Genomic DNA, 21,843 nt, shown 5'->3' on the forward strand with positions numbered 1-21,843 from the left:
GTCAAGCTGGGCGGCGGCTCAAAGGTCTCTGGACGGGCAGTCCCGCGGGGACCTTTTGACCTCCGGCCGCCCGCCCGTTTCCTGTTGCTAGACGCCGGGGGTACCCCGCTTCCGCCCAAAGATGAAGTAGCCCATGGGGCCGATGAAGTTGATGAAGGAGGCGGCCCGCCACGCCGCTTTCGGGCCGTTGATCTGAGCCTCGGGCCGCCGGGAGATGTCCCGTTGCGCAGCCACCAGCAGCGACATCTGGGCGATGCCCACCACAATGGTGCCGGCCTTTGCCGACGGCGACATCTCCTTCCAGGTCTTCTTCTTCCTGGCAGCGGTGGTCTTGTTCTTGGCCATCTGGGATTCCTTTCGTTCGGGTGCTTCCAGTCCAGTCTGTCCGCTGGAGTCTTGTCCAGTGGCTTAGTGGGTGTACGGAGCCAGCCGTTCCTTCTGTTCGGCAGTCAGCCGCTGCACGCGGCCGGTGGCTTCGTCCACGAAGGCCAGGTGGGTGCTGGCCTTGACGCAGTCCTCCCCGGTCACGGGGTCCTTGACGAGGTAGTGGATGTCGAAGCTGGCGCCTTTGACGGCGCCGATCCACACCTGGACCACGGCCGGGACGTTGCGGTACTCAAGGGTCCTGACGTAGCGGATCTTGTGGTCCACCACCAGCGCCATGGTCCCCTCCGGGACGGCGTTGAAGAGTGACACCTGCGGCTCAACACCGGGAAGTCCTGCTCCCCGGGGAGGCCCGAAGGCCCCGATCCGGGCTTCCTCCAGCATCCGCACAATCTGCACGTTGTTGATGTGGCCGTAGGCATCCATGTCGCCCCAGCGCATGGGTACCAGGACCTCAATGCGCCGGTGTCCGTGCTTCCCGTGGTCCTGCCGCGCGTGCCTGTCCTGCTCCGCTGTGTCTACCTGATCCACTGTGTCCACTTGCTCCATTGTGTCTGCTTGCTCCACTTTGTTTCAGTTCTCCACGTTGTCTCAGTGCCGCACATTGTCCAAGGGCTGTACATTGTCCAGCTGCTGCACATTGTCTACCTGGGCGCTCAGCTGTGCACCGCCGTCGCATCATCCACCGGCACGTCCCCGGCGTCGGCTCCGGCGAACTGGGACATGTAGAGCCGGTAGTAGGCGCCGCGGGCGGCGAGGAGAACCTTGTGGTTGCCCTGCTCGACGATCCGGCCGTCCTCCATGACCAGGATGGTGTCAGCATCGCGGATGGTGGAAAGCCGGTGCGCGATCACGAAGCTGGTCCTATCCGAACGGAGCGCCGCCATGGCCTTTTGGACCAGGAGTTCGGTACGGGTGTCCACGGAGCTTGTGGCTTCATCGAGGATCAGCAGTGACGGGTTGGCCACGAACGCCCTGGCGATGGTGATCAGCTGCTTCTCGCCGGCGCTGACGTTGTTGCCCTCCTCGTCAATGATGGTGTTGTAGCCCTCGGGCAGGGCCCGGACGAAGCGGTCCACGAAGGTGGCTTTGGCCGCGGCCATGACCTGTTCCTCGGTGGCGTCCAGGTTCCCGTAGCGGATGTTGTCGTAGATGGACCCGCCAAACAGCCAGGCGTCCTGGAGCACCATACCCACCTTGGAGCGGAGCTCGGACCGGCTGAGGTGGGTAATGTCCACTCCGTCCAGGGTGATGGAGCCGGAGTTCAGCTCATAGAACCGCATCACCAGGTTCACCAAGGTGGTCTTTCCGGCACCGGTTGGCCCCACGATGGCCACCGTGTTTCCGGGCTCCGCGGTGAAGGACAGGTTCTCGATGAGCTTCCGGTCCCCGGTGTAGCTGAACGTGACGTTCCGGAATTCCACGTGCCCGTCGGTCTTGGCGGGCAGGTGCTCGGTGGCGGTCTCGGGGTCCTGTTCATCGGCATCCAGGAACTCAAACACCCGTTCCGCGGACGCAACACCGGACTGGAGCATGTTGGCCATGCCCGCCATCTGGCCCAGCGGCTGGGTGAACTCCCGCGAGTACTGGATGAACGCCGTGGCATCACCCAGCGACATGGATCCCGACGCGACCCGGAGGCCACCCACCACGGCGATGCCCACATAGCTGAGGTAGGAGACGAACTGCATCACCGGGAAGATGATGCCGGAGACGAACTGCGCGCCGAAGCTTGCCTTGTAGAGGGCCTCGTTGCGTTCCTCGAACCGTTCCAGCATGTCGGCGTCGCGGCCGAAGACCCGCACCAGGTCGTGGCCCGAGAAGGATTCCTCGATCTGGCCGTTCAGCGCGCCGGTGTTCTTCCACTGGGCTGCGAAGAGCTTCTGACTCCGCACGCCGATCATGCCCGCCGCCACACCGGACAACGGCAGGGCGACCAGTGCGATGAGGGCCAGCTGCCAGGAAACAATGAACATCATGACCACGATGCCCACCACGGTCAGGAGGGAGTTGATCAGCTGGGCGAACGCCTGCTGCAGTGCCTGCTGGATGTTGTCGACATCGTTGGTCACCCGCGAGAGGACGTCGCCGCGCTGCCGGGTGTCGAAGTAGTTCAGCGGCAGGCGGTTCAGTTTCTTTTCGGTGTCGTCGCGGAGCCGGCGGATCACCTTCATGACAATCCGGTTCAGGACGTAGCCCTGCAGCCACAGGAAAATGTTGGCCACGAAGTACATCAACAGGACGATGGCGATCAGGAAGGACAGCTTCTGGAAATCGATGCCCGTGCCGGGCACCAGTTCCATCCGCGAGACCATGTCCGCGAAATTGTCCTGCCCCTGCTGGCGCAGCCCGTCAACAAACTGGTCCTTGCTGACCCCGGCCGGGAGCTGCTTGCCCACCACTCCGCCGAAGATGACGTCCATGGCCTGGCCAAGGATCTTCGGCGCAATGACGTTAAGCACCACGGCGACCACCACCATGGCCACCACCACGTAGATGCCCAGCGCCTCGGGCTTCAGAAGCCCCATCAGCCGCTTCGCCGAGGGCCAGAAGTGCTCGGCCTTTTTGGCTGGCATCCCGCCGAACATGTCCCCGTCCGCTTCGGAGGGTTTGTACTCCTCTTCGAGGAATTCGTCCTCGTCGGCCAACCCCGCCTCGGCAGGGGCCGTGGACCCGGGGCCGGTTTCCGCGATGGGCGTGGAGTCCTTTTTGCGGGGGCTCATGCCATTTCCTCCACGCTCAGCTGGGATTCAACAATTTCCTGGTAGGTGGGTGAGGTTTCCAGGAGTTCCTCGTGCGTTCCGCGGTCCACGATCCGGCCGTTGTCCAGCACCAGGATCTGGTCCGCTTCGGTGATGGTGGAAACCCGCTGGGCCACGATGATGACGGTGGCGTCCGCGGTGGTGCCCTTGAGCGCTGCCCGCAGCCGGGCGTCGGTGGCGACGTCCAGTGCGGAGAAGGAGTCGTCGAACAGGTAGACCCTGGGCTTGGTCACCAGCGCGCGGGCGATGCAGAGGCGCTGGCGCTGGCCGCCGGAGACGTTGGTTCCGCCCTGCGCGATCCTGGCGTCCAGGCCGTTCTTCTTCTCCCGGACAAACGACTCACCCTGGGCGACCCGGAGCGCGTCCCAAAGTTCCTGGTCCGTTGCCTCGGTCTTCCCGAAGCGGAGGTTGTGCTCGATGGTGCCGGAGAAGAGGTAGGGCCGCTGCGGTACCAGGGCCACGCGTTTGGTGATCTCGACGCGGTCCAGCAGGCCCACGGGCACGCCGTCCAGCAGCACTTCGCCCTCGGCGGCGTCGTACAGCCGGGGCAGCAGGGACAGCAGCGAGGTCTTGCCCGCACCGGTGGAGCCGATGATGGCAATGGTCTGGCCGGGCTTGGCGGTGAAGCTGATGTTGCTCAATACCGGTGATTCCGCGCCCGGGTAGGCGAAGGTGACGTTGCGGTACTCGACCACGCCCGTGAGGGACGCCGGAGCCTGGGGCTCCTCGGGATCGTGGATGGAGGGTTCGACGTCGAGCACCTCGCCGATGCGGTCGGCACAGACAGAGGCCCGCGGGATCATCATGGCCATAAAGGTGCCCATCATGACCGCCACCAGGATCTGCAGGAGGTACTGCAGGAAGGCCGTGAGCGCGCCCACCTGCATCTCGCCGGAATCCACCCGCTGCCCGCCGAACCACAGCACCGCTGCCGTGGACAGGTGCAGGATCATGCTGATGGCCGGGAACATCAGTACGAACAGGGCGCCGATCTTCAATGACACATCGGTGAGTTCCCCGTTGGCTTCCCCGAACCGCTCCGTTTCGTATGGTTCACGGACAAAGGCCCGGACCACCCTGATGCCGATAATCTGCTCGCGCAGCACCGCGTTGATGCGGTCGATCTTTTTCTGCATGGACCGGAACAGGGGCATCAGCCGGACCACCAGGTAGCCCACCACAACGGTCAGGAGGGGGACCGAAACCCACACCAGCCACGAGAGGTTCAGGTCCTCCCGCAGCGCCATGATGATGCCGCCGATGCACATGATGGGCGTGGCCACCATGAAGTTCAGGGCCATCAGCATCAGCATCTGGACCTGTTGGACGTCGTTGGTGCCGCGGGTGATCAGGGTTGGAGCACCAAAGGCGTTAACGTCCTTGGCGGAGAAGCTGGTGACCTTGCGGAACACCGCGCGCCGCAGGTCACGGCCGAGCGCCATGGCCGTTTTTGAACCGAAGTAGACGCCGGCAATGGCCGTTCCCACCTGGACGAACGCCACGAGCAGCATCACAGCCCCGGTCCGCCAGATGAAGTCGGTGTCTCCCCGGGAAACCCCTTCGTCAATGATCTGTGCGTTCAGGCTGGGGAGATACAGCGCGGCAATGGTGGACGCCAGCTGGAACACGATGACGGCCACCAGATACGGCATGTACGGCCTGGAAAACCTCTTGATGAGGGTGAGGAGCATGCCCGCGGGTCCTTAGGGATGAGTGAGTGGAGCAGGAAGGTTAAGTAGTAGCAGCCGGGGCTGACATCCCTAGCCTTCCCACTCTACGAAACTCCCTTCGCCCGTCAAACAGCCTGCGGAAAGATCATCCGAGGGGCGTACCCCGGCGGGTCACTTTCCTGCCGAGGCAAGCTCCGGCGTCGTACCTTCTGCTGCCGGCGCGGGCTGGATGTCAACCGTGCGGCGCAACGGCTTTTCCTTGATGAACAGCACGGACACCAGTGCCACCACCGCCACCACCGCGGAAATCAGGAATACTTCGGCCGTGGCGTCACCGTACGCGGCCCGCATGATCTCGCGCACCGGTTCCGGCATGTGGGCCAGGTCCATGCTGCTGCCTGCGCTGCCGCCCTGGACGGGAATCCCGGCGGCGGCCAGTCCCTGCGTGGCAAGGCCGCTCACGCGGTTGGCCAGGACGGCGCCGAGGACGGAAACGCCGATGGCGCCGCCTACTGACCGGAAGAATGCAACCGAGGCGCTGGCCGTGCCGATGTCGGAGGCGCGGACCGTGTTCTGGACCGCCAGGACGAGGTTCTGCATCAGCATGCCCAGGCCAAGGCCCAGGACGGCGGTGAAGATGCCGGTATGCCAGAGTTCGGTGGTGTGGTCCATAGTTCCGGCGAGCCCAAGTCCGCCGATCAGCAGGATGGAACCGGCAATCAGGTAGCCCTTCCACTTGCCGGTCCGGGTGATCAGGAGTCCCGAGGCCACCGAGCCAGCCAGGTTGCCGGCGATCATGGGAAGCGTGAGGAGGCCGGCCTCCGTTGGCGTGGCCCCGCGGGCAACCTGGAAGTACTGGCCCAGGAAGGTGGAGGAACCGAACATCGCGACGCCCACCGCCACTGAGGCGAGGATGGCCAGCGCGGTGGTCCGCTCCGAGATGATCTTGAGCGGGATGATGGGCTGTTCCACCTTGGACTCCACCAGCACCAGCAGGGCCAGCAGGAGGACGCCGCCGCCCACCATCAGGGCGGACTGCCAGGAGATCCAGTCGTAGTAGGCGGGGTTGCCGGCGAAGGAGACCCAGATCAGGAGGAGGCTGACGCCGGAGGTCAGCAGGATGGAACCGAGCCAGTCGATCTTGGCCGGGCGCCGCACATGGGTGATCTTGAGAGTGACCTGCAGCAGGACCAGTGCGACGACGGCGAGCGGCACGCAGACGAAGAACGTCCAGCGCCAGCCGAGCGGGCTGTCCACGATGAAGCCGCCCAGCAGCGGGCCGCCGGCGGTTCCCACGGCCATGACGGCGCCCATGTACCCGGAGTATTTCCCGCGGTTCCGCGGCGGGATCATGGTGCCGATGATCGCCTGGGCCAGGGCCGTGAGGCCGCCCATCGCCACGCCCTGGATGACGCGGGCCACCAGCAGCAGCGGGATGGTTTCGGAGAGGCCGGCCATGACGGAACCGGCCACAAAGATGATGATGCTGAGCTGGACCAGGACCTTCTTGTTAAAGAGGTCGGCGAGCTTGCCCCAGATGGGTGTGGTGGCGGCGTTGGCCAGCAGCGCGGCGGTGATGACCCAGGCGAAGTCGGTTTGGGTGCCGTGCAGGTCGGACATGATGGTGGGCAGCGCGTTCGCCACGATGGTGCTGCTGAGGATGGCCGTGAAGAATGCGGCCAGGAGACCGGTGAGGGCCTCCATGATCTGCCCGTGGGACATCTCTGGTGGCGCGGCGGGGTTTGTTGGCCCGGCATGGGTTGAGATATTCGGCGCGGCGGTCTGGCTTGCCATAAGAATGCTCCTAAACGCTGGTTTTAGTGGATCCGGCCGCCGTTGCCCGGGCTGATGTCTTGAGTGATTCGGTGAGCTTGTGCAGGGTTTTCGCCGTGGCTCCGACGTCTTCCTCGCTCCAGTCGCGCAGGTAGTCCTGCAGGACGGCTGTGCGTTGCTCCTCGATGTGCCGGAGCTTCTCCGCGCCCGACGGAGTGAGGGCCACCAGCTGCGCCCGGCCGTCGTCGGGATCCTGCCTCCGGACCACGAAACCCTGCTCCTCCAGGTCCGCGATGTGGCGGCTGAGGACCGGAGCGCTGACGCCCAGCCGCTCCGCAAGTTTGGTGGCCCGGGACTCCCCCTCCCCCACGAACCGCAGGACGCCCTGGAGCGCCACCCCGGTGTCCTGGCCCCGCACGCTGGCTGTGGCGATGCACCGCACCGCGCGCTGGAGGTCGAAGATCTGGTACACGAGATCGGCTGCCGTATCAGGGGCTACTGCCATGGCTCCAAGGCCTCCTGAGTTGTTTGCCTGAAGCAACTATATCGCACATTGGTTGCTTTAGGAAACTATCCCCCGCGGGCACGCTTGAAGGGCCGGGTATACGAAAGGACCCCGCCTCCTTGCTGGAGGCGGGGTCCTTTCGTGTGTTTAGTTCTGGTCAGGCTTCCAGATGCGTGGGGGCGAACATCTTCAGGAGCGTTTCAACCACGACGACGTTGGGCCCGTCAGCGGCGAATCCCGCCTTCAGCGCGTCCCCCACGCCCTCGGGAGATACCCGGGTGGCGGGAACACCGAAGGCTTCTGCAAGCTTCACGAAATCGGGCCTGGCGAGTTCGGTCGCGGTGGCCTTGCCGAAGGCGCCCACCATGTATTCGCGCAGGATTCCGTAGCCGCCGTCGTCAACAATCAGCCAGGTGACCGGCACGTTGTGCTGCTTGGCGGTGGCCAGTTCCGAGATGGAGTACATCGAGGAGCCGTCGCCGGATACTGCCAGCACCCGGCCTGGCTTGCCCACGGTTTCCAGGCCAACGGCGCCGCCGATGGCCGCGGGGAAACCGTAGCCCAGCCCGCCTGCGCCCTGGGCCGAGTGGAACTGGCCTTGCCGGGCGTCCCAGCAGGACCAGCCCCAGTAGGCGGCAATAGTCATGTCCCAGAACGTCTGCATGTCCGCCGGGACGGCCTCGCGGATGTCGGCCATGAACTTCAGTTCCTTGCCGAGGTCCTGGGACTCCAGGCGTGCCCTGACCTTCGCCACCGACTCCTTGACCAGCTCTTCCGGAGCAGTGCCGTGCCAGTTGGCTTTGGCTCCCGAAGGGTCAACCTCCAGGGCCTCGTCCAAGGCCGCCAGGGCCTGGCCGGCGTCAGCGCGGATCCCCAGGCCGGGGCGGTTGGACTCCAGGACCCGCGGTTCGGCGTCGATCTGGATGATTTTGCCCCGGGGCTCAAAGGTGAAGTAGTTGGAGGTGACCTCGCCCAGGGACGAGCCGATGACCACCAGGACATCGGCATCCTCGAGCAGATCGGTCATGTGGCGGTCCTCGATCCAGGACTGCAGCGATAACTCATGGTTCCAGGGGAACGCGCCGTTGCCGCCGGGCGTGCAGATCACCGGGGCGCGCAGCTTCTCCGCGATGGACAGCAGGGACTTCTCCGCCCTCCCCCGCCGCGTGCCGCCGCCGGCGATGATCGCGGGCCGTTCGGCAGCTGCCAGCCACTTCACGGCCTCGCGCACCAGTTCCACCCGGGGCGGGTTGTCCGCTGCTTCGGCCAGGGCGTCCTCCACGGGCGGAACCATGATGGGATCCAGCAGCACGTTCTGGGGAATCTCGATCCACACCGGACCCTGGGGCGAGGAAATGGCCTCCGTCCAGGCATCCTGGATGGCTGACGGGATGCCTGAGGCGTGCTGGATCAGCCGCTGGCTCTTGGTGACATTCGCCGCCGACGCCTTCTGGTCATCGAGCTGGTGCAGCATGCCCTTGCGCCGGGCGCCCAGGCCTTCCAGCGGAATCTGGCTGGCCACCACCACCATCGGAACACCCGTGGCGTAGGCCTCCTGCAGGCCTGCCAGGGAGGTCAAAGCGCCCGGGCCGGTGGACAGGAACAGGACCCCCACTTCGCCGGTGGCTCGGGAGTACCCGTCCGCCGCGAAGGCACTGTTGTTCTCCACCCGCGAGGACACGAACTGCAGGTTGCCCCGGCCCATCGCATCAAAGAGGCCCAACGCATGCTGGCCGGGGATGCCAAAGACGGTCTTCGCGCCCAGGGCTTCCAGCGTTTCGACGACGAGGTCCCCGCCGTTGCGGACGCCGGTCCCCTTTGTGGGGGCGGCCGTTCCCGGATCGAAGTCGATCATTGCCTTACTCCTTGCCGGCTGCCGCAAAACCGGCCGGCCGCCGGACCTCCTGGCCAAGGGCCTGCGCAGCGTATCCGCTGGCAGCCCCGAAACGGTCGCCCGGCACAGCGTTATCCGCCATCAGGGTCACCAGTTCGTAGGCGACGTGGCTGGCGGCCACACCCGTAATCTCAGCATGGTCGTAGGCCGGAGCGACCTCGACGATGTCTGCGCCCACCAGGTTCATGCCGCGGAAGCCGCGGATGATTTCCAGGAGTTCGCGGCTGGTGATGCCGCCGGCTTCGGGCGTGCCGGTGCCGGGCGCGTGCGCGGGATCCAGCACGTCGATGTCCACGGAAATATACAGCGGGCGGTTGCCGATCCGGTCGCGGACCTTGGCCACGGTCTCCAGGACGCCCTGGTAGTAGACGTCGGCGGAGGTGACGATGCCGAACCCGAAGCGGTGGTCGTCGTCCAGGTCCTTCTTGCCGTAGAGCGGGCCGCGCGTGCCGATGTGGCTGATCGCCTCCGTATCGAGGATGCCTTCCTCGACGGCTCGACGGAACGGCGTGCCGTGGGTGTATTCGGCGCCGAAGTAGGTGTCCCAGGTGTCCAGGTGGGCGTCGAAGTGCAGCATGGCGACCGGCGCGCCTGCACGCTCGGCGGCGGCACGGAGCAGGGGCAGGGCGATGGTGTGGTCGCCGCCAAGGGTTACCAGCTTGCTGCCGCCGGCGGTGAGGTCGAGGGCGTTCTGCTGGACGGTTTCAATTGCCTCGTTGATGTTGAAGGGGTTGACCGCCATGTCCCCGGCGTCTGCCACCTGGACGTTTTCGAACGGGCTGACGTCCCAGGCCGGGTTGTAGGGGCGCAGAAGGCGACTGGCTTCCCGGACGTGGTTGGCGCCGAAGCGGGCGCCGGGGCGGTAGGAGACGCCGGAGTCGAAGGGAACACCCACCACCGTAATGTCGGCCTTGGCCACCTGGTCCAGCCGCGGGAGGCGGGCGTAGGTGGCAGCACCGGCATAGCGGGGAATACGGGATGAATCGATGGGGCCAAGGTTGCCGTTGGCTTCGATGCGCAGCTCTTCCAATGGAGGCCTCTCCTTCGAGGAGTTGAGTGACTATGTGACTGCCATCATACACCCTGGTTTTCTAATGAGCACCAAGTGTTTACCCTGGGTCCGGTCCATTCCTGCGCGGTTCCTGCCCGGCCTCTCCACCCTCAGCCCTGGCTTTCGCGGAAAACACAGGAATCCCGCACGCTCCTGCCGCTGACGTCCGAAACGAATCGGGAAGGAATGAGCAGCCCTCGCGCAAAAGGGCTGTCCACATACCACCGCTGTCCTATTCCGCAGCCCAATCAGGGCAACCTGCAATTGATGAATGGACATCTTTGAGTACCTCAAGAGCAACGGGGGCGTCGCCCGGGCCGCACATCTTTTGACGCGGGCTACTCCCGGCGGGACATCAGGCGCCTGGCGGAGCGCGTGGGGTGCCTTGCTCCGCCGTCGTCCACGGCTTTGGCGACGTCGGCTATCCGGCTGCACGGCGTCCCCCTTGAGCTGCTCAAAGCCCAACTGCGCGGGGACCGCTCCCGCCCGGTCCTGCGGGCACTGCGGGACCTCGACCTCCGGGCGGAGTCCATCGTGGAGGTGGATGCCCACCATCTGTTCAGAACCAACGGCATCGGATATGAGGCCCAGGTGGTCCTGCCCGGAATTGGGCGCGTGGATTTCCTGCTTGCCGGCTTCCTGATTGTGGAAATTGACGGCTTCGCTTTTCACTCAAAGCGTGCAGACATGCTCAGGGACCGGCAACGCAACAACACCTCCACGGTCACCGGCTACGCCGTCCTCCGCTATATGCCCGAACACATCTGGTTCCACCCGGAGCAAGTCTTGACGGAAATCAGGGCCGTGCTGGACGCCGGACCGGTGCGTTCCTTCCCGGTTTGACCCTGCCCGCCGTGTTGGGAGGCCCCACCTTCCGGGGAACTCGGGGAAGGAACACGGGTGTGCCGGCCGCAAACCGGGCAGGAACGTAGGGCAACGCGGGGGCGGGCTACCGGCTGGCGGCGGGGACCAGAACCCAGAGCACCTCGACGGGCTTGTCCGTGGGATTAACCCAGGTGTGGGGCTCCCGGCCGGGGAAGGTGACGGTGTCGCCCGCGTCAAGGTCGTACTGCTCGTTGGTGAGGATAAGGCGGATGCTGCCTTTGATGACGTGAAGCACGTCCACGTCGCAGTCCACCGCGTAAAGTTCGGATTCGCCGCGTCCGTGCGGCTCGATGCAGGCCTGGATGATCTGGATGCGCCGTTCTGAGCGGGCAGTGAGCAGCCGCTCCACAATGCCCTGGCCGCCCAGCGAGATCCGCGGCCCGTCGTTGCGCTTGGTCAAGTGCGTTTCCGGGGCTGCAAACAGGTCGCCGATCGAGATGGACAGGACCTGGCACAGCGTCACCAGCGAGGCCACTGACGGGGAAGTCAGGTCGCGCTCCACCCGGCTCAGGAAGCCCTTAGTGAGCCCGGTGGCATCGGCAACCTGCTCAATGGTGAGCCGCTGGGACTGCCGGGCGGCCCGGATCCGGGAACCAATGGCAACCGGAACGTTGCTCGGCTCAACTGGCAGTGCCTTCATCTACGAACCTTTCATGGCCGGCAGTCCGGCCCCACTCTGGAGCAATACTAATGGCCAGCCTCTTCTGTGACGCCTCCATGGCGCGCTGTCCGGGGTCCCTAATTCCCCCTTGACTGTTACTGCCGTCACAGCCTAACCTTTAGAAAACACATGTTGCCTATAGGGCAATTATCGAGAGCCCCCTCTCACCCCAATTTTCGCAGCGGCATCCGGCCGTCCCCCCGCTCCGGATGCAACCCCCGGCTGCCAAACAGCTCCAAGGAGCCCAACATGGACCCACAAGTCATCAACATCGCCATCGTGGTGGTGTACCTGCTCGCAATGCTGGCCTTCGGCTGGTGGGGCAAGTCCCGCACCAAGAACAACAGCGACTTCCTGGTCGCCGGCCGGCGGCTCGGCCCCTTCCTCTACACCGGCACCATGGCCGCCGTCGTCCTGGGCGGGGCTTCAACCGTCGGCGGCGTGGGCCTGGGTTACAAGTTCGGCATCTCCGGAATGTGGCTGGTGGTGGCCATCGGCGCCGGCGTCCTGCTCCTGAGCCTGCTTTTCGCCGGGACCATCCAGAAACTGAAGATCTACACGGTCTCCCAGATGCTGACCCTGCGCTATGGCAGCCGGGCAACCGAAGCCTCCGGCATCGTGATGCTCGCCTACACGCTGATGCTGTGCGCCACGTCCACGGGCGCCTACGCCACCATCTTCGTGGTGCTGTTCGGCCTCGACCGCGCCCTGGCCATCGCCATTGGCGGCGCCATCGTGCTGGTGTACTCCACGGTAGGCGGCATGTGGTCCATCACCCTGGCAGACCAGGTGCAGTTCGTCATCAAGACCGTCGGCATCTTCTTCCTGATGCTCCCCTTCACCCTCAACGCCGCCGGTGGCATCGACGGCATCCGCAGCCGCGTTGACGAGAGCTTCTTCCAGATCGACGGCATCGGCCTCCAGACGATCATCACCTACTTCGTCGTCTACACCCTGGGCCTGCTGATCGGCCAGGACATCTGGCAGCGCGTCTTCACGGCCAAGACGCCCGGAGTAGCCCGCTGGGGCGGAGCCACGGCCGGCATCTACTGCATCCTCTACGGTGTTGCCGGCGCCCTGATCGGCATGGCCGCGAGCGTAGCGCTGTCCAACATCGAGATCGCCGCCAAGGATGATGTCTACGCCGAAGTTGCCCAGAACCTGCTGCCCATCGGCATCGGCGGACTGGTCCTGGCCGCCGCCGTCGCGGCCATGATGTCCACTGCCTCCGGCGCCCTGATCGCCGCCGCCACCGTAGCCCGCGCGGACGTCCTGCCGTTCGTGGCCAGCTGGTTCGGCAAGAACATCAGCACCGAGGACACGGACAACCCCGAGCACGACGTCAAGGCCAACCGCATCTGGGTCCTCACCCTGGGCATCATCGCCATCGTCATCGCCATTATCACCAAGGACGTTGTGGCCGCCCTGACCATCGCCTACGACATCCTGGTGGGCGGCCTCCTGGTGGCAATCCTGGGCGGCCTCGTGTGGAAGCGAGGCACCGGAATCGCCGCCGCCGCCTCCATGGCGGTGGGCTCCGTGGTCACCCTGGGCACCATGATCGTCCTGGAAATCAACGCCAAGGCGCCGCTGGACGGCATCTACGCCAACGAGCCCATCTACTACGGCCTCCTCGCCTCGGCCGTGGTCTACATTGCCGTCTCCCTCATCACCCCGCCCACCGACCCCCAGGTCATGCGGAACTGGCAGCGCCGCGTCGCCGGCCAGGACACCGAGGAAACCCCGGCAGAAGCAGTCACCGCTCCCTGACGGCCGCTTCCAGCGCCACGACGGCCAGCGCCCCACGGCCAGCGCAGGATGACGGCGCACCACGGCCAGCGCACGACGACGGCGCCTCCTTTCGCTGAACCGCGGAAGGAGGCGCCGTCGTCGTCTGTCCTATGCCTACTCTGTTTCGGTGTCGCGGACCTCGTCCGGGTCCAGCGGGACCGGGCGGTCCTCGGCGTCGATGACTATCGGGGCGGGCTGTACCACCGGTTCCTCCTCGTCCAGGAATTCATCCTCGGTGTCCCAGTCGTCCTCATTTACCGGTGCATCCTCGGCGTAGTCGTAGGCGGGGTCCGCTTCGACGGCGTCCAGGTGCGGCATGTCCGGGTGCTGTCCGGTGGTGCTCATGATTCAACCTCCGATTGTTCGCCTGACGTGCTCTTTCAGTGAGGGCGCCGGCTGCGCCACACTTTCATCACAACACCGCACGGCAGGCGGGTCAATAGCAGATGCGGAGCCCTGCCGGTCGGGCTGCGGGGCCACCGGATTGAGGCAGACCGAAACCTTCCAGCGAGGTTTGCCAGCCAAAAAACCCCGGAATTTCGCAGTAAGCTGGGCACTGCAATGGGGCCGCTACATGCCCTATCCAGCCCAGGAGTTTCCGTGTCACAGCACGCCCAGCCCGACCATGCCCCATCGAATTCGGGCACATCAAATTCGGCCCAGCCGAACCAGCACCAGAGGCCCGCACCGTCCGCGGCGGACATCAAGCGGTGGCGCCAGTACCTTGCCGACGAGCGTGCCGAAGCCGCCGTCTACCGCGACCTGGCGCAGAACCGGCAGGGCGAGGAACGCGACATCCTCCTGGCCCTGGCGGAAGCCGAGGGCCGGCACGAAGCGCACTGGCTGGCCCTGCTGGGAGAACAGGCGGGCAAGGCACGGCAGGCCTCGTTCCGCAGCCGGTTCCTTGGCTTCCTTGCACGGCACTTCGGCTCGGTGTTCGTACTGGCGCTTGCGCAACGGGCAGAAGGCCGCTCCCCCTATGCCAAGGACCCCAACGCCACCGCTGCGATGGCCGCCGACGAACAGATCCACGAGGAAGTAGTCCGTGGCCTGGCAACACGCGGCCGCAACCGCCTGGCCGGAACGTTCCGCGCCGCCGTCTTCGGCGCCAACGACGGCCTGGTCAGCAACCTGTCCCTGGTGATGGGCATGGCCGCGTCCGGCGTGGCCAGCACCGTGGTCCTGCTCAGCGGCATCGCGGGACTGTTGGCGGGTGCCATGTCCATGGGCGCCGGCGAATTCATTTCCGTCCGGTCCCAACGGGAACTCCTGGCGGCCACCCGCCCCACGCAGATCACCCTGGCCGCGGCCCCGAAACTGGACATCGAGCACAACGAACTCCTTCTCGTCTACCTGGCCAGAGGCATGTCCCATGAGGCGGCCGAGCACCGGGTGGCAGAGCGCATGGGCCTGTTGTCCTGCGACTGTGATCCCAGCCTGTCCCTGCAGCCGGAGCTGCCGGAGGACGAAGACCAGCATGAAGCTGTCGGCACGGCATGGGGCGCGGCGCTGTCCAGCTTCTGCTTCTTCGCCTCGGGCGCGATCGTGCCCATCCTGCCGTTCCTCTTTGGCATGACCGGTGTGGCTGCCCTGGTGGTGGCCGGCGTCCTGGTGGGCATTGCCCTGCTGGCCACCGGCGGCATCGTGGGCCTGCTGTCCGGCACCTCGCCCCTGACCCGCGGCTTGCGCCAGCTCGCCATCGGGCTGGGAGCCGCCGCGGTGACCTACCTGCTGGGGCTGGTCTTCGGCACCGTGGTGGGTTAGTGGAAGAAGAGCGGCCCCCGCGCCACGCAGGCTACCGAGCCCGGCGGGAAGGCGCAGGCCCACGATTCAGGGTGGTCCTGGTCAGCGCCCTCTGCGTCGCCGGAGTGTTGGGCGGTGCGCTGGTGCTGGACGATCCCAGGGTAAAGCAGCTCCTGGATTTTCGAATTGGCCCGGGCAACGGGCAGCAACGGCAGCCGGGTGGCGACCCGGACCGTACAAAACAGGACAGCGTGGCACAGGACAGTGCTGCGCCGTCCGGTGAAGCCGGCACCCGGCCTGCGGCAGAGGCCAGCCTGGACACCCCTCCCCCGGGCTTCGAGGAGGAAGACGCTCCCCTCGGCGCCCCTTCCCCGTCTGCCGTGGGCAGCGACTCGTACCGGTTCCTTGCGGTCAACGGTGACGGCAGTCCGGTGGGATATTCGCCCTGCCGGCCCCTCCACTACGTGGTGAACGCTGACCTCGCCCCGGGCGGTGCAGAGCACCTGGTTCCGGCGGCCATTGCCACCATCTCGGCAGCAACAGGCATCAGGTTCATTGATGACGGCACCACCAGTGAACAGCCCTCGCCGCAACGGCAGCCCTACCAGCCGGACGCGTACGGCGAGCGCTGGGCACCGCTGCTCATTGCGTGGACCACGCCCGAGGTGGCACCGCAGCTGGAGGGGAAGGTGATCGGCACCGGCGGCAGCACCCATTTCAGTTACGACGACGGGCCCAAGACGTTCGTGACCGGCGGCCTGGACCTGGACGCGCCGCAGATCGCCAACGAGCTGCTGAACCCGGATGGACATCTCTACGCCACCGCGGTGATCCTGCACGAGCTGAGCCATGTGGTGGGCCTGGACCATGTGGAAGACCCCACCCAGCTGATGTACCCGGAGATCGGCACCCCCGAGGGTCTGTCCGCGGGCGACCTCAACGGGTTGTTCGAGCTGAGCAAGGCCCAGTGCCGGAAAGACCTTTAGCCGAATAGACCTTTAGCCCTCCAGACCTTTGGCCTGAAGGACCGCTGACTACCGGAGCAGGACGGTCACCGCTTCTTCCACGGTGTCCACCAGGAAGATCCGGTCCGCCATGGGCCGTCCTGCCGCCAGGCTGCGGAGCATGGGCCACGCGGGGTATTGGTGCTCCCAGTGGTGCCTGCCCACCAGGACCATGGGCGTGACCTTTTCCGGAGCTCCGTAGTAGTTTTCGCAGGCGTCCTGGAAAATCTCCTGGACAGTTCCGGCGGCTCCGGGCAGGAACACGATCCCTCCCTGGCAGAGCTCCAGCAGGATGGCTTCGCGGATGGCGTTCGCGAAGTATTTGGCGATGTGGGTGGCGAAGCAGTTGGGCGGCTCATGGCCGTAGAACCAGGTGGGGATTCCCAGCGACGGCGTCCCGCCGGGAAAGCGTTCGACGACGGCCGCCGCCGCACGCGCCCACGCCGACACCGAAGGACGGAAGCCGGGAACGGCCGCGAGCATGTCCAACGCAGCCTGCAGGCCGCCGTCGTCCGCCTGGCTCAGGTAGGCACCCAGGTTCGCGGCCTCCATGGCGCCGGGCCCGCCGCCGGTGGCAACGGAATAGCCGTTTCTTGCCAGCAGCCTGCCAAGCATGGCCGCCTGCGCGTAGTCAGCGCTGCCACGCTGTGCGGCGTGCCCGCCCATAACTCCCACCATGGGCTGTCCTGACCAGGGGTGGGAATGGGTCAGCTCGTCCAGCGCGTCGCCGATGGCATGGTCGTGCAGGGCCGAGGCGAGGGTGGCGTCCACCCGGTGCCGCTGGCCCGGCTGGATGCTCCATTGGTAGATCCGCGCGTCTGGCAGCTCCTCGTAGGGGGCGCCGGCGAGCCCGTCATAGAGTTCGCCGGGCGAGTAGAGCGTGGAGCGGTACGGGTTGAAGGGGACTCCCGTGAGCCGTGGAAAGATGAGCGCTCCGCGGCGGCGGAGGGCATCCTCCATTCCCTCGTCAAAGGTGCAGCCGAGGAAAATGGCGCCCTCCACGTCGAGGCCGGCCAGGGCGGAAGCCCTGCCGCGGAGGTCCAGGGACTGCGCGTGCCAGCCCTGCAGGTGCACGGCGCCGGCCGCCAGCATGCGGTCGAAGCTTTCCAGGTCTTCCACTTCCAGGCTGCGCGGGCTGGGGCCCAGGTTCCCTGACAGGTTCATGGCTGTTGCCCCCTTCTGCTGCTCATCCACCCAGCGTAAGCCACCGGCAAAAGCAACGCGGGGTCAGATCCGGCCCTCCGGAAGCTCCGGATTGGGCTGGGTCTGACCCCGCGTTGCTCCCAGGGGTAGGTGATCAGGCAGGCAGCTTCGCGGGGACGGCGCCTTCGCGGAAGTGCGCTTCCAGGTCCTCGAGGGAATGGCCTTTGGTTTCGGGAACGAACTTGATGACGAACGCGAGCGACGCGACGTTCACCAGGACGAACAGGCCGAACGTGCCGGTGGAACCCAGCGCCTCGACGACGATCGGGAACAGGAACGAGATGGCGGCGTTGACGGTCCAGAGGGCGAACACCGCGATTCCCATGGCAAAGCCGCGGATGGCCAGCGGGAACATCTCGGAGAGGAGCAGCCAGACGCAGGTGCCGATGAAGCACTGGACGAAGGCGACGAACAGCATCATGGCGGCGAGGATGGTGTAGCTGGCAAGGTCGGACTGGGGCAGCAGGAAGACGATCGCCAGCAGCGCCTGCGAGCCCACCACGCCGGAGAAACCGATGACCAGCATCTTGCGGCGGCCGATGAAGCCCAGCAGCCAGATGCCCAGGATGGTCATCAGCACGGAGGTGACGCCGACGCCGATGGTGGCAACCAGCGACGCGCTCACTCCCAGCCCGCTCTTTTCCAGGATGGTGGGGGCGTAGTAGTTCACCGTGTTGATGCCGGTGGCCTGCTGCACGGTGGCAAGGCCGATGCCGATCCACAGAAGCCGGCGCATCCAGGGGTTGTTGCGGAGGTCACGCCAGGCGTGGCCGCGCTCCTCCTTTGCCGTCCGGGCAGCCTCGGCGATCTCCTCGAATTCGGCGGTTGCTTCCTGAGGGCTGCGGCTGAGGTTCAGGACACGGCGGCTGTCTTCCAGCCGGCCACGGATGGCGTACCAGCGCGGGGACTCGGGCAACAGCAACATGCCGGCGAGCAGCGCGAGTGCGGGCAGCGACGCGATGCCCAGCATGGTGCGCCAGACCTCGGTGTCGTGGATGAGGGCGTCGAGCAGGGCATTGATGGCAAAGGCCAGCATCTGGCCGGTCACGATCATGAGCTCGTTGATGGTGACCATGCGGCCACGCAGGTGGGCCGGCGCCATTTCCGCGAGGTACAGCGGGCAGGTGACGGCCGCAGCTCCCACACCAAGGCCCAGCAGGATGCGGGCCGCGATCATGAACGGAACGTTCGGGGCGATGGCGCAGCCGATGGCGCCGAAGAGGAACAGCAGGGCGCAGACCAGCAGGGATCCGCGGCGGCCCAGCTTGTCCGCCATGCGGCCGCCGGTCAGGGCGCCTACTGCGGCGCCGGGAAAGAGCAGCGCGCTGACGACGGTGGCTTCCTCGACGGCGGTCATGTTCAGGGAGTCGTTCATGTACAGCAGGGCGCCGGAGATGACGCCGGTATCGTAACCGAAGAGCAGGCCGCCGAGGGTGGAGATCACGGTCAGGCGGGCCAGGTACCCGCGGCGTTGGCTGCCGGGGGCGTTCAGGGCTTGTTTCTGCAACTGCATTGTTGCCTCTCAGATTCTCTTGGGGACCGGGACGAACCGGCCTGAGATGTGATGCGTGACACTGACTTTAGAGCGCTCTAATCATTCGCGTCAAGGAAAAGTTCTAATGTCAGCACAAATAAATTTCCGGCCGGTTCACGGCTTAGTGAAAGCTATGCCTTGACCCGGCAGCACTGCCTGCTACGATCGAAGGCGAAAGTATGTCCTATCAAGAGAACATATGGTGGCAAAGCGGCCGCTTACGCCTCATCGGGCGGGGCTGGAGCCGTCAAGCAAGAACAGGAACGAAACGTGGCGAACAACCTGGGTCTCAGCATCGACCGTTCATCCCCCGTGCCCCTTTACCACCAGGTGGTGCAGGGCATCGAAGCCGCGATCTACAGCGGGGTCCTGGAGCCGGGCAGCCGTCTGGACAACGAGATCGACCTCGCGGCCCAGCTGAACCTGTCCCGTCCCACCATGCGCAAGGCCATGGACGAACTGGTCCGGTCCGGCCTGCTGGTGCGCAAACGCGGGGTGGGCACCCAGGTGGTCTCCAGCCAGGTGCGCCGTCCGCTGGAGCTGTCCAGCCTGTATGACGACCTCACCAACAACGGCAAGAAGCCCACCACTGACGTCCTGAGCTTCGCCCACCTGGAGGCGGACGAGGCCACCCTCGCCACACTCCAGCTCCCGGCGGGATCGAAGGTCTACCACTTCACCCGGCTGCGGAAGGTGGGCGGCAAGCCGCTGGCACTGATGGAGAACTGGGTGCGTGACGACATCGCGGACATGGACGAAGCCATGCTCGCCGCCGAAGGCCTCTACTCGATCCTCCGCCGCGGCGGCGTCAACTTCCGGCTGGCCACCCAGCGCATCGGCGCCATGACCGCCAACGAATATCAGGCGTCCATGCTGGAAGCCGCCGAGGGCTCAGCCCTGGTCACCATGGAGCGCACCGCCGTCGATGACACCGGCCGGCGCGTGGAGACGGGCCACCACGTCTACCGCGCCGATTCCTACAGCTTTGAAATGACACTCGTACAGCGCTAACCGCAAGGAGCACACTCCATGACCAACTGGGTCTACCCGCTGGGCACCGCCACTGACGGCAAGTGGGACGTCTCGATCGGAACCTCCGACTCCTCCCTCATCGTGGAGGGGTGGGCACACACGGGACTGAAGGTGGCCACCCTGGCTGCAGGGGCCGACGTCGTACTTCCCGCTGCCGATGAGGAACGCATCGTGGTGCCGCTCAACGGATCCTTCACCGTAACGGTGGACGGGGACCCCTACGAGCTGCACGGCCGGGCCACCGTGTTCTCCGGTCCCAGCGACGTCCTGTACTCGGGCACCGGCCGGACGGTCACCATCAGTTCTTCCGACGGCGGCCGGGTTGCCGTCGCCACGGCGCCAGCCAACGCGTCCTACCCCACCCGCCTCATCACCGCAGCGGAGACGCCGGTGGAGCTGCGCGGGGCCGGCAACTGCTCCCGCCAGGTCCACAACTTCGGCACTCCCGCCGCCCTGGAGGCCGACCGGTTCATCGTTTGCGAGGTCCTCACCCCCGCCGGGAACTGGTCCTCGTATCCCCCGCACAAGCACGACGAGGAGAAGGAAGGCGAGACGCATCTCGAGGAGATCTACTACTTCGAGACCCAGGTGGCAGCCGGTTCCGCCGCGCCCGCCGACGCTGACGCCATCGGCTACCAGCGCGTCTACGCCTCTGACGAGCGCCCCATCGACGTTTCAGCCGAAGTCCGCACGGGCGACGTGGTCCTGGTCCCCTACGGCTGGCACGGGCCGGCGATGGCAGCCCCCGGTTACGACCTGTATTACCTCAACGTCATGGCAGGCCCCGGCCCGGTCCGCGAGTGGCTGATCAGCGACGACCCGCACCACGGCTGGGTCCGCCAGGGCTGGGACGGCCAGGACATCGACTCGAGGCTGCCCTTCGGCGCGTAGCCGCCCTTTCCGCAAATGGCATAGTGGAGTCTTGTGAAGCAGACTTCCCCCGCCCAGCGGTCAGTGACCATGGAGGACGTGGCCCGCGAGGCCGGGGTAAGCCGTGCGCTGGTGTCACTGGTGATGCGCAATTCCCCCAAGGTGTCGCCTGCCAGGCGCACGGCGGTGCTCGAGAGCGCCGCCGCGCTGGGCTACTCCCCCAACAGGCTGGCCAGCCGCCTTGCCAGCCACCGCACCAGGACGCTGGGCGTCCTGTTCCTGGACCTGCACAACTCCGTCTTCGCGGACATCTATGACGGCATCACCGAAGGGACCGCCGGCAGCGGCAACCAGGTGATGGTCGCCGTCGGCTCCGCCGACCCGGGGACGGAGCTGGAGGCGGTCCGCTCGTTTGTGGACCTGCGGGTGGACGGCGTCATCCTGGCCGGCTACACCGGTTCAGCCGAGGAGCTGGCCGCCGCACTGCGCGGGACGCCGGCGGTGGTGATCACCCGGGAGTTGGAGATCGACGGCGTGGATTCCGTCCTGTGCGACGACTTCCGGTCCGGAGCGCTTGCGGTGGAGCACCTCCACGGACTGGGGCACCGGCGGATTGCGCACGTGGACATCTCGGACTGGCTTCCGTACACGGCCCGCAGGGAAGGTTACCTGCATGCCATGGAGAAGCTTGGCCTGGAGCCGATGCTGGTGCACAGCGACATGACCGAGCGCGGCGGCCGGGCTGTGATGGAAAAGTTCCTGGCCTCGGGCGCCGAGGTGCCCACGGCCATCTTTGCGCACAACGACCTGACGGCCATCGGCATCATGGAAGCCCTGGCCTCCCACGGTCTCTCGGTCCCCAATGACGTTGCCGTGGTGGGCTGCGACAACATCGAAGTGGCCGCCTCACCACTGATCGGGCTGACGTCCATCGACCAGCATGCCCGGGAGCTGGGACAGCTGGCGGCGCAGGTCATGCTGGAGCGGATCGGCGGTACGGCCGGCCCGGCGGTGACCCGCAAGCTGGACCCCGTCCTCCTGGTCCGGCGCTCCTCGGACCCGGCCGCCGGGTAGCACACAC

General features: G+C 66.1%; 19 protein-coding genes. 7 read left to right on the plus strand and 12 right to left on the minus strand.

Annotated elements, in window-relative coordinates; all coding sequences use genetic code 11:
* Positions 1-87 precede the first annotated feature (87 nt).
* The 8 genes from AC5RWA_RS18110 to speB form a co-directional block, all read right to left on the minus strand.
* Positions 88-345: a PLDc N-terminal domain-containing protein gene (locus tag AC5RWA_RS18110; protein ID WP_494058568.1), complete on the minus strand. Its 258-nt coding sequence runs from the start codon at positions 343-345 to the stop codon at positions 88-90.
* A gap of 63 nt (positions 346-408) precedes the next feature.
* Positions 409-825: an acyl-CoA thioesterase gene (locus AC5RWA_RS18115; RefSeq protein WP_476247566.1), complete on the minus strand. Its 417-nt coding sequence runs from the start codon at positions 823-825 to the stop codon at positions 409-411.
* A gap of 215 nt (positions 826-1,040) precedes the next feature.
* Positions 1,041-3,107 carry an ABC transporter ATP-binding protein gene (locus tag AC5RWA_RS18120; protein ID WP_494058569.1) on the minus strand — a complete coding sequence of 689 codons (2,067 nt, stop codon included), beginning with the start codon at positions 3,105-3,107 and terminating at the stop codon, positions 1,041-1,043.
* A complete protein-coding gene (locus AC5RWA_RS18125; protein WP_494058570.1) occupies positions 3,104-4,837 on the minus strand; it encodes an ABC transporter ATP-binding protein in 1,734 nt (577 codons plus the stop codon). Before AC5RWA_RS18125 ends, AC5RWA_RS18120 begins: the two co-directional genes overlap by 4 nt.
* A 150-nt stretch (positions 4,838-4,987) precedes the next feature.
* Positions 4,988-6,610: an MFS transporter gene (locus tag AC5RWA_RS18130; RefSeq protein ID WP_494058571.1), complete on the minus strand. Its 1,623-nt coding sequence runs from the start codon at positions 6,608-6,610 to the stop codon at positions 4,988-4,990.
* Between the two features lie 10 nt (positions 6,611-6,620).
* Complete coding sequence (locus AC5RWA_RS18135; protein WP_115524248.1) at positions 6,621-7,094, minus strand: MarR family winged helix-turn-helix transcriptional regulator; 474 nt, start codon at positions 7,092-7,094, stop codon at positions 6,621-6,623.
* A gap of 157 nt (positions 7,095-7,251) precedes the next feature.
* Positions 7,252-8,949, minus strand: coding sequence for a thiamine pyrophosphate-binding protein (locus AC5RWA_RS18140; RefSeq protein WP_494058572.1), 1,698 nt, complete (start codon positions 8,947-8,949; stop codon positions 7,252-7,254).
* Positions 8,950-8,953: 4 nt separating this feature from the next.
* Positions 8,954-10,018 (minus strand): agmatinase, encoded by a 1,065-nt coding sequence (gene speB, locus AC5RWA_RS18145; RefSeq protein ID WP_115524246.1) that lies wholly within the window; start codon positions 10,016-10,018, stop codon positions 8,954-8,956.
* A gap of 396 nt (positions 10,019-10,414) precedes the next feature.
* Between speB and AC5RWA_RS18150 the strand changes: the two genes are divergently transcribed.
* Entirely contained in the window at positions 10,415-10,882 is a 468-nt protein-coding gene (locus AC5RWA_RS18150) for an endonuclease domain-containing protein (RefSeq protein WP_494058573.1), read from the plus strand.
* A 106-nt stretch (positions 10,883-10,988) separates the two neighbouring features.
* Here the strand turns inward: AC5RWA_RS18150 and AC5RWA_RS18155 are convergent, their stop codons facing one another.
* Entirely contained in the window at positions 10,989-11,564 is a 576-nt protein-coding gene (locus AC5RWA_RS18155; protein WP_079597787.1) for a helix-turn-helix domain-containing protein, read from the minus strand.
* 270 nt (positions 11,565-11,834) lie between these two features.
* On the opposite strand from AC5RWA_RS18155, the gene AC5RWA_RS18160 reads away from it, so the two are divergent.
* Positions 11,835-13,355, plus strand: coding sequence for a sodium:solute symporter family protein (locus AC5RWA_RS18160; RefSeq protein ID WP_494058574.1), 1,521 nt, complete (start codon positions 11,835-11,837; stop codon positions 13,353-13,355).
* 135 nt (positions 13,356-13,490) lie between these two features.
* Here the strand turns inward: AC5RWA_RS18160 and AC5RWA_RS18165 are convergent, their stop codons facing one another.
* The gene (locus AC5RWA_RS18165) at positions 13,491-13,721 is read right to left on the minus strand and encodes a hypothetical protein (RefSeq protein ID WP_079597789.1); all 231 of its coding nucleotides are present in this window, start codon (positions 13,719-13,721) and stop codon (positions 13,491-13,493) included.
* 255 nt (positions 13,722-13,976) lie between these two features.
* Here AC5RWA_RS18165 and AC5RWA_RS18170 point away from each other — a divergent pair, with 255 nt between their 5' ends.
* Positions 13,977-15,140 (plus strand): VIT1/CCC1 transporter family protein, encoded by a 1,164-nt coding sequence (locus AC5RWA_RS18170; protein ID WP_494058575.1) that lies wholly within the window; start codon positions 13,977-13,979, stop codon positions 15,138-15,140.
* On the plus strand, positions 15,140-16,105 hold the full coding sequence (locus AC5RWA_RS18175) for a matrixin family metalloprotease (protein WP_494058576.1): 966 nt from the start codon (positions 15,140-15,142) through the stop codon (positions 16,103-16,105). Before AC5RWA_RS18170 ends, AC5RWA_RS18175 begins: the two co-directional genes overlap by 1 nt.
* A 48-nt stretch (positions 16,106-16,153) precedes the next feature.
* Here AC5RWA_RS18175 and AC5RWA_RS18180 read toward each other — a convergent pair whose 3' ends face one another.
* Positions 16,154-17,287: an LOG family protein gene (locus AC5RWA_RS18180; RefSeq protein WP_494058577.1), complete on the minus strand. Its 1,134-nt coding sequence runs from the start codon at positions 17,285-17,287 to the stop codon at positions 16,154-16,156.
* A gap of 133 nt (positions 17,288-17,420) precedes the next feature.
* Complete coding sequence (locus tag AC5RWA_RS18185; RefSeq protein WP_494058578.1) at positions 17,421-18,839, minus strand: sugar porter family MFS transporter; 1,419 nt, start codon at positions 18,837-18,839, stop codon at positions 17,421-17,423.
* A 291-nt stretch (positions 18,840-19,130) separates the two neighbouring features.
* Here AC5RWA_RS18185 and AC5RWA_RS18190 point away from each other — a divergent pair, with 291 nt between their 5' ends.
* Genes AC5RWA_RS18190 through AC5RWA_RS18200 form a run of 3 tightly spaced genes read left to right on the plus strand, consistent with a single transcriptional unit; the run spans position 19,131 to position 21,836 of the window.
* Positions 19,131-19,871, plus strand: coding sequence for a GntR family transcriptional regulator (locus AC5RWA_RS18190; RefSeq protein WP_079597794.1), 741 nt, complete (start codon positions 19,131-19,133; stop codon positions 19,869-19,871).
* A gap of 18 nt (positions 19,872-19,889) precedes the next feature.
* Positions 19,890-20,783, plus strand: coding sequence for a 5-deoxy-glucuronate isomerase (iolB, locus tag AC5RWA_RS18195; RefSeq protein WP_494058579.1), 894 nt, complete (start codon positions 19,890-19,892; stop codon positions 20,781-20,783).
* Positions 20,784-20,816: 33 nt separating this feature from the next.
* Entirely contained in the window at positions 20,817-21,836 is a 1,020-nt protein-coding gene (locus tag AC5RWA_RS18200; protein ID WP_494058580.1) for a LacI family DNA-binding transcriptional regulator, read from the plus strand.
* Positions 21,837-21,843 lie beyond the last annotated feature (7 nt).

Source organism: Arthrobacter sp. 210 2, from assembly GCF_059093025.1.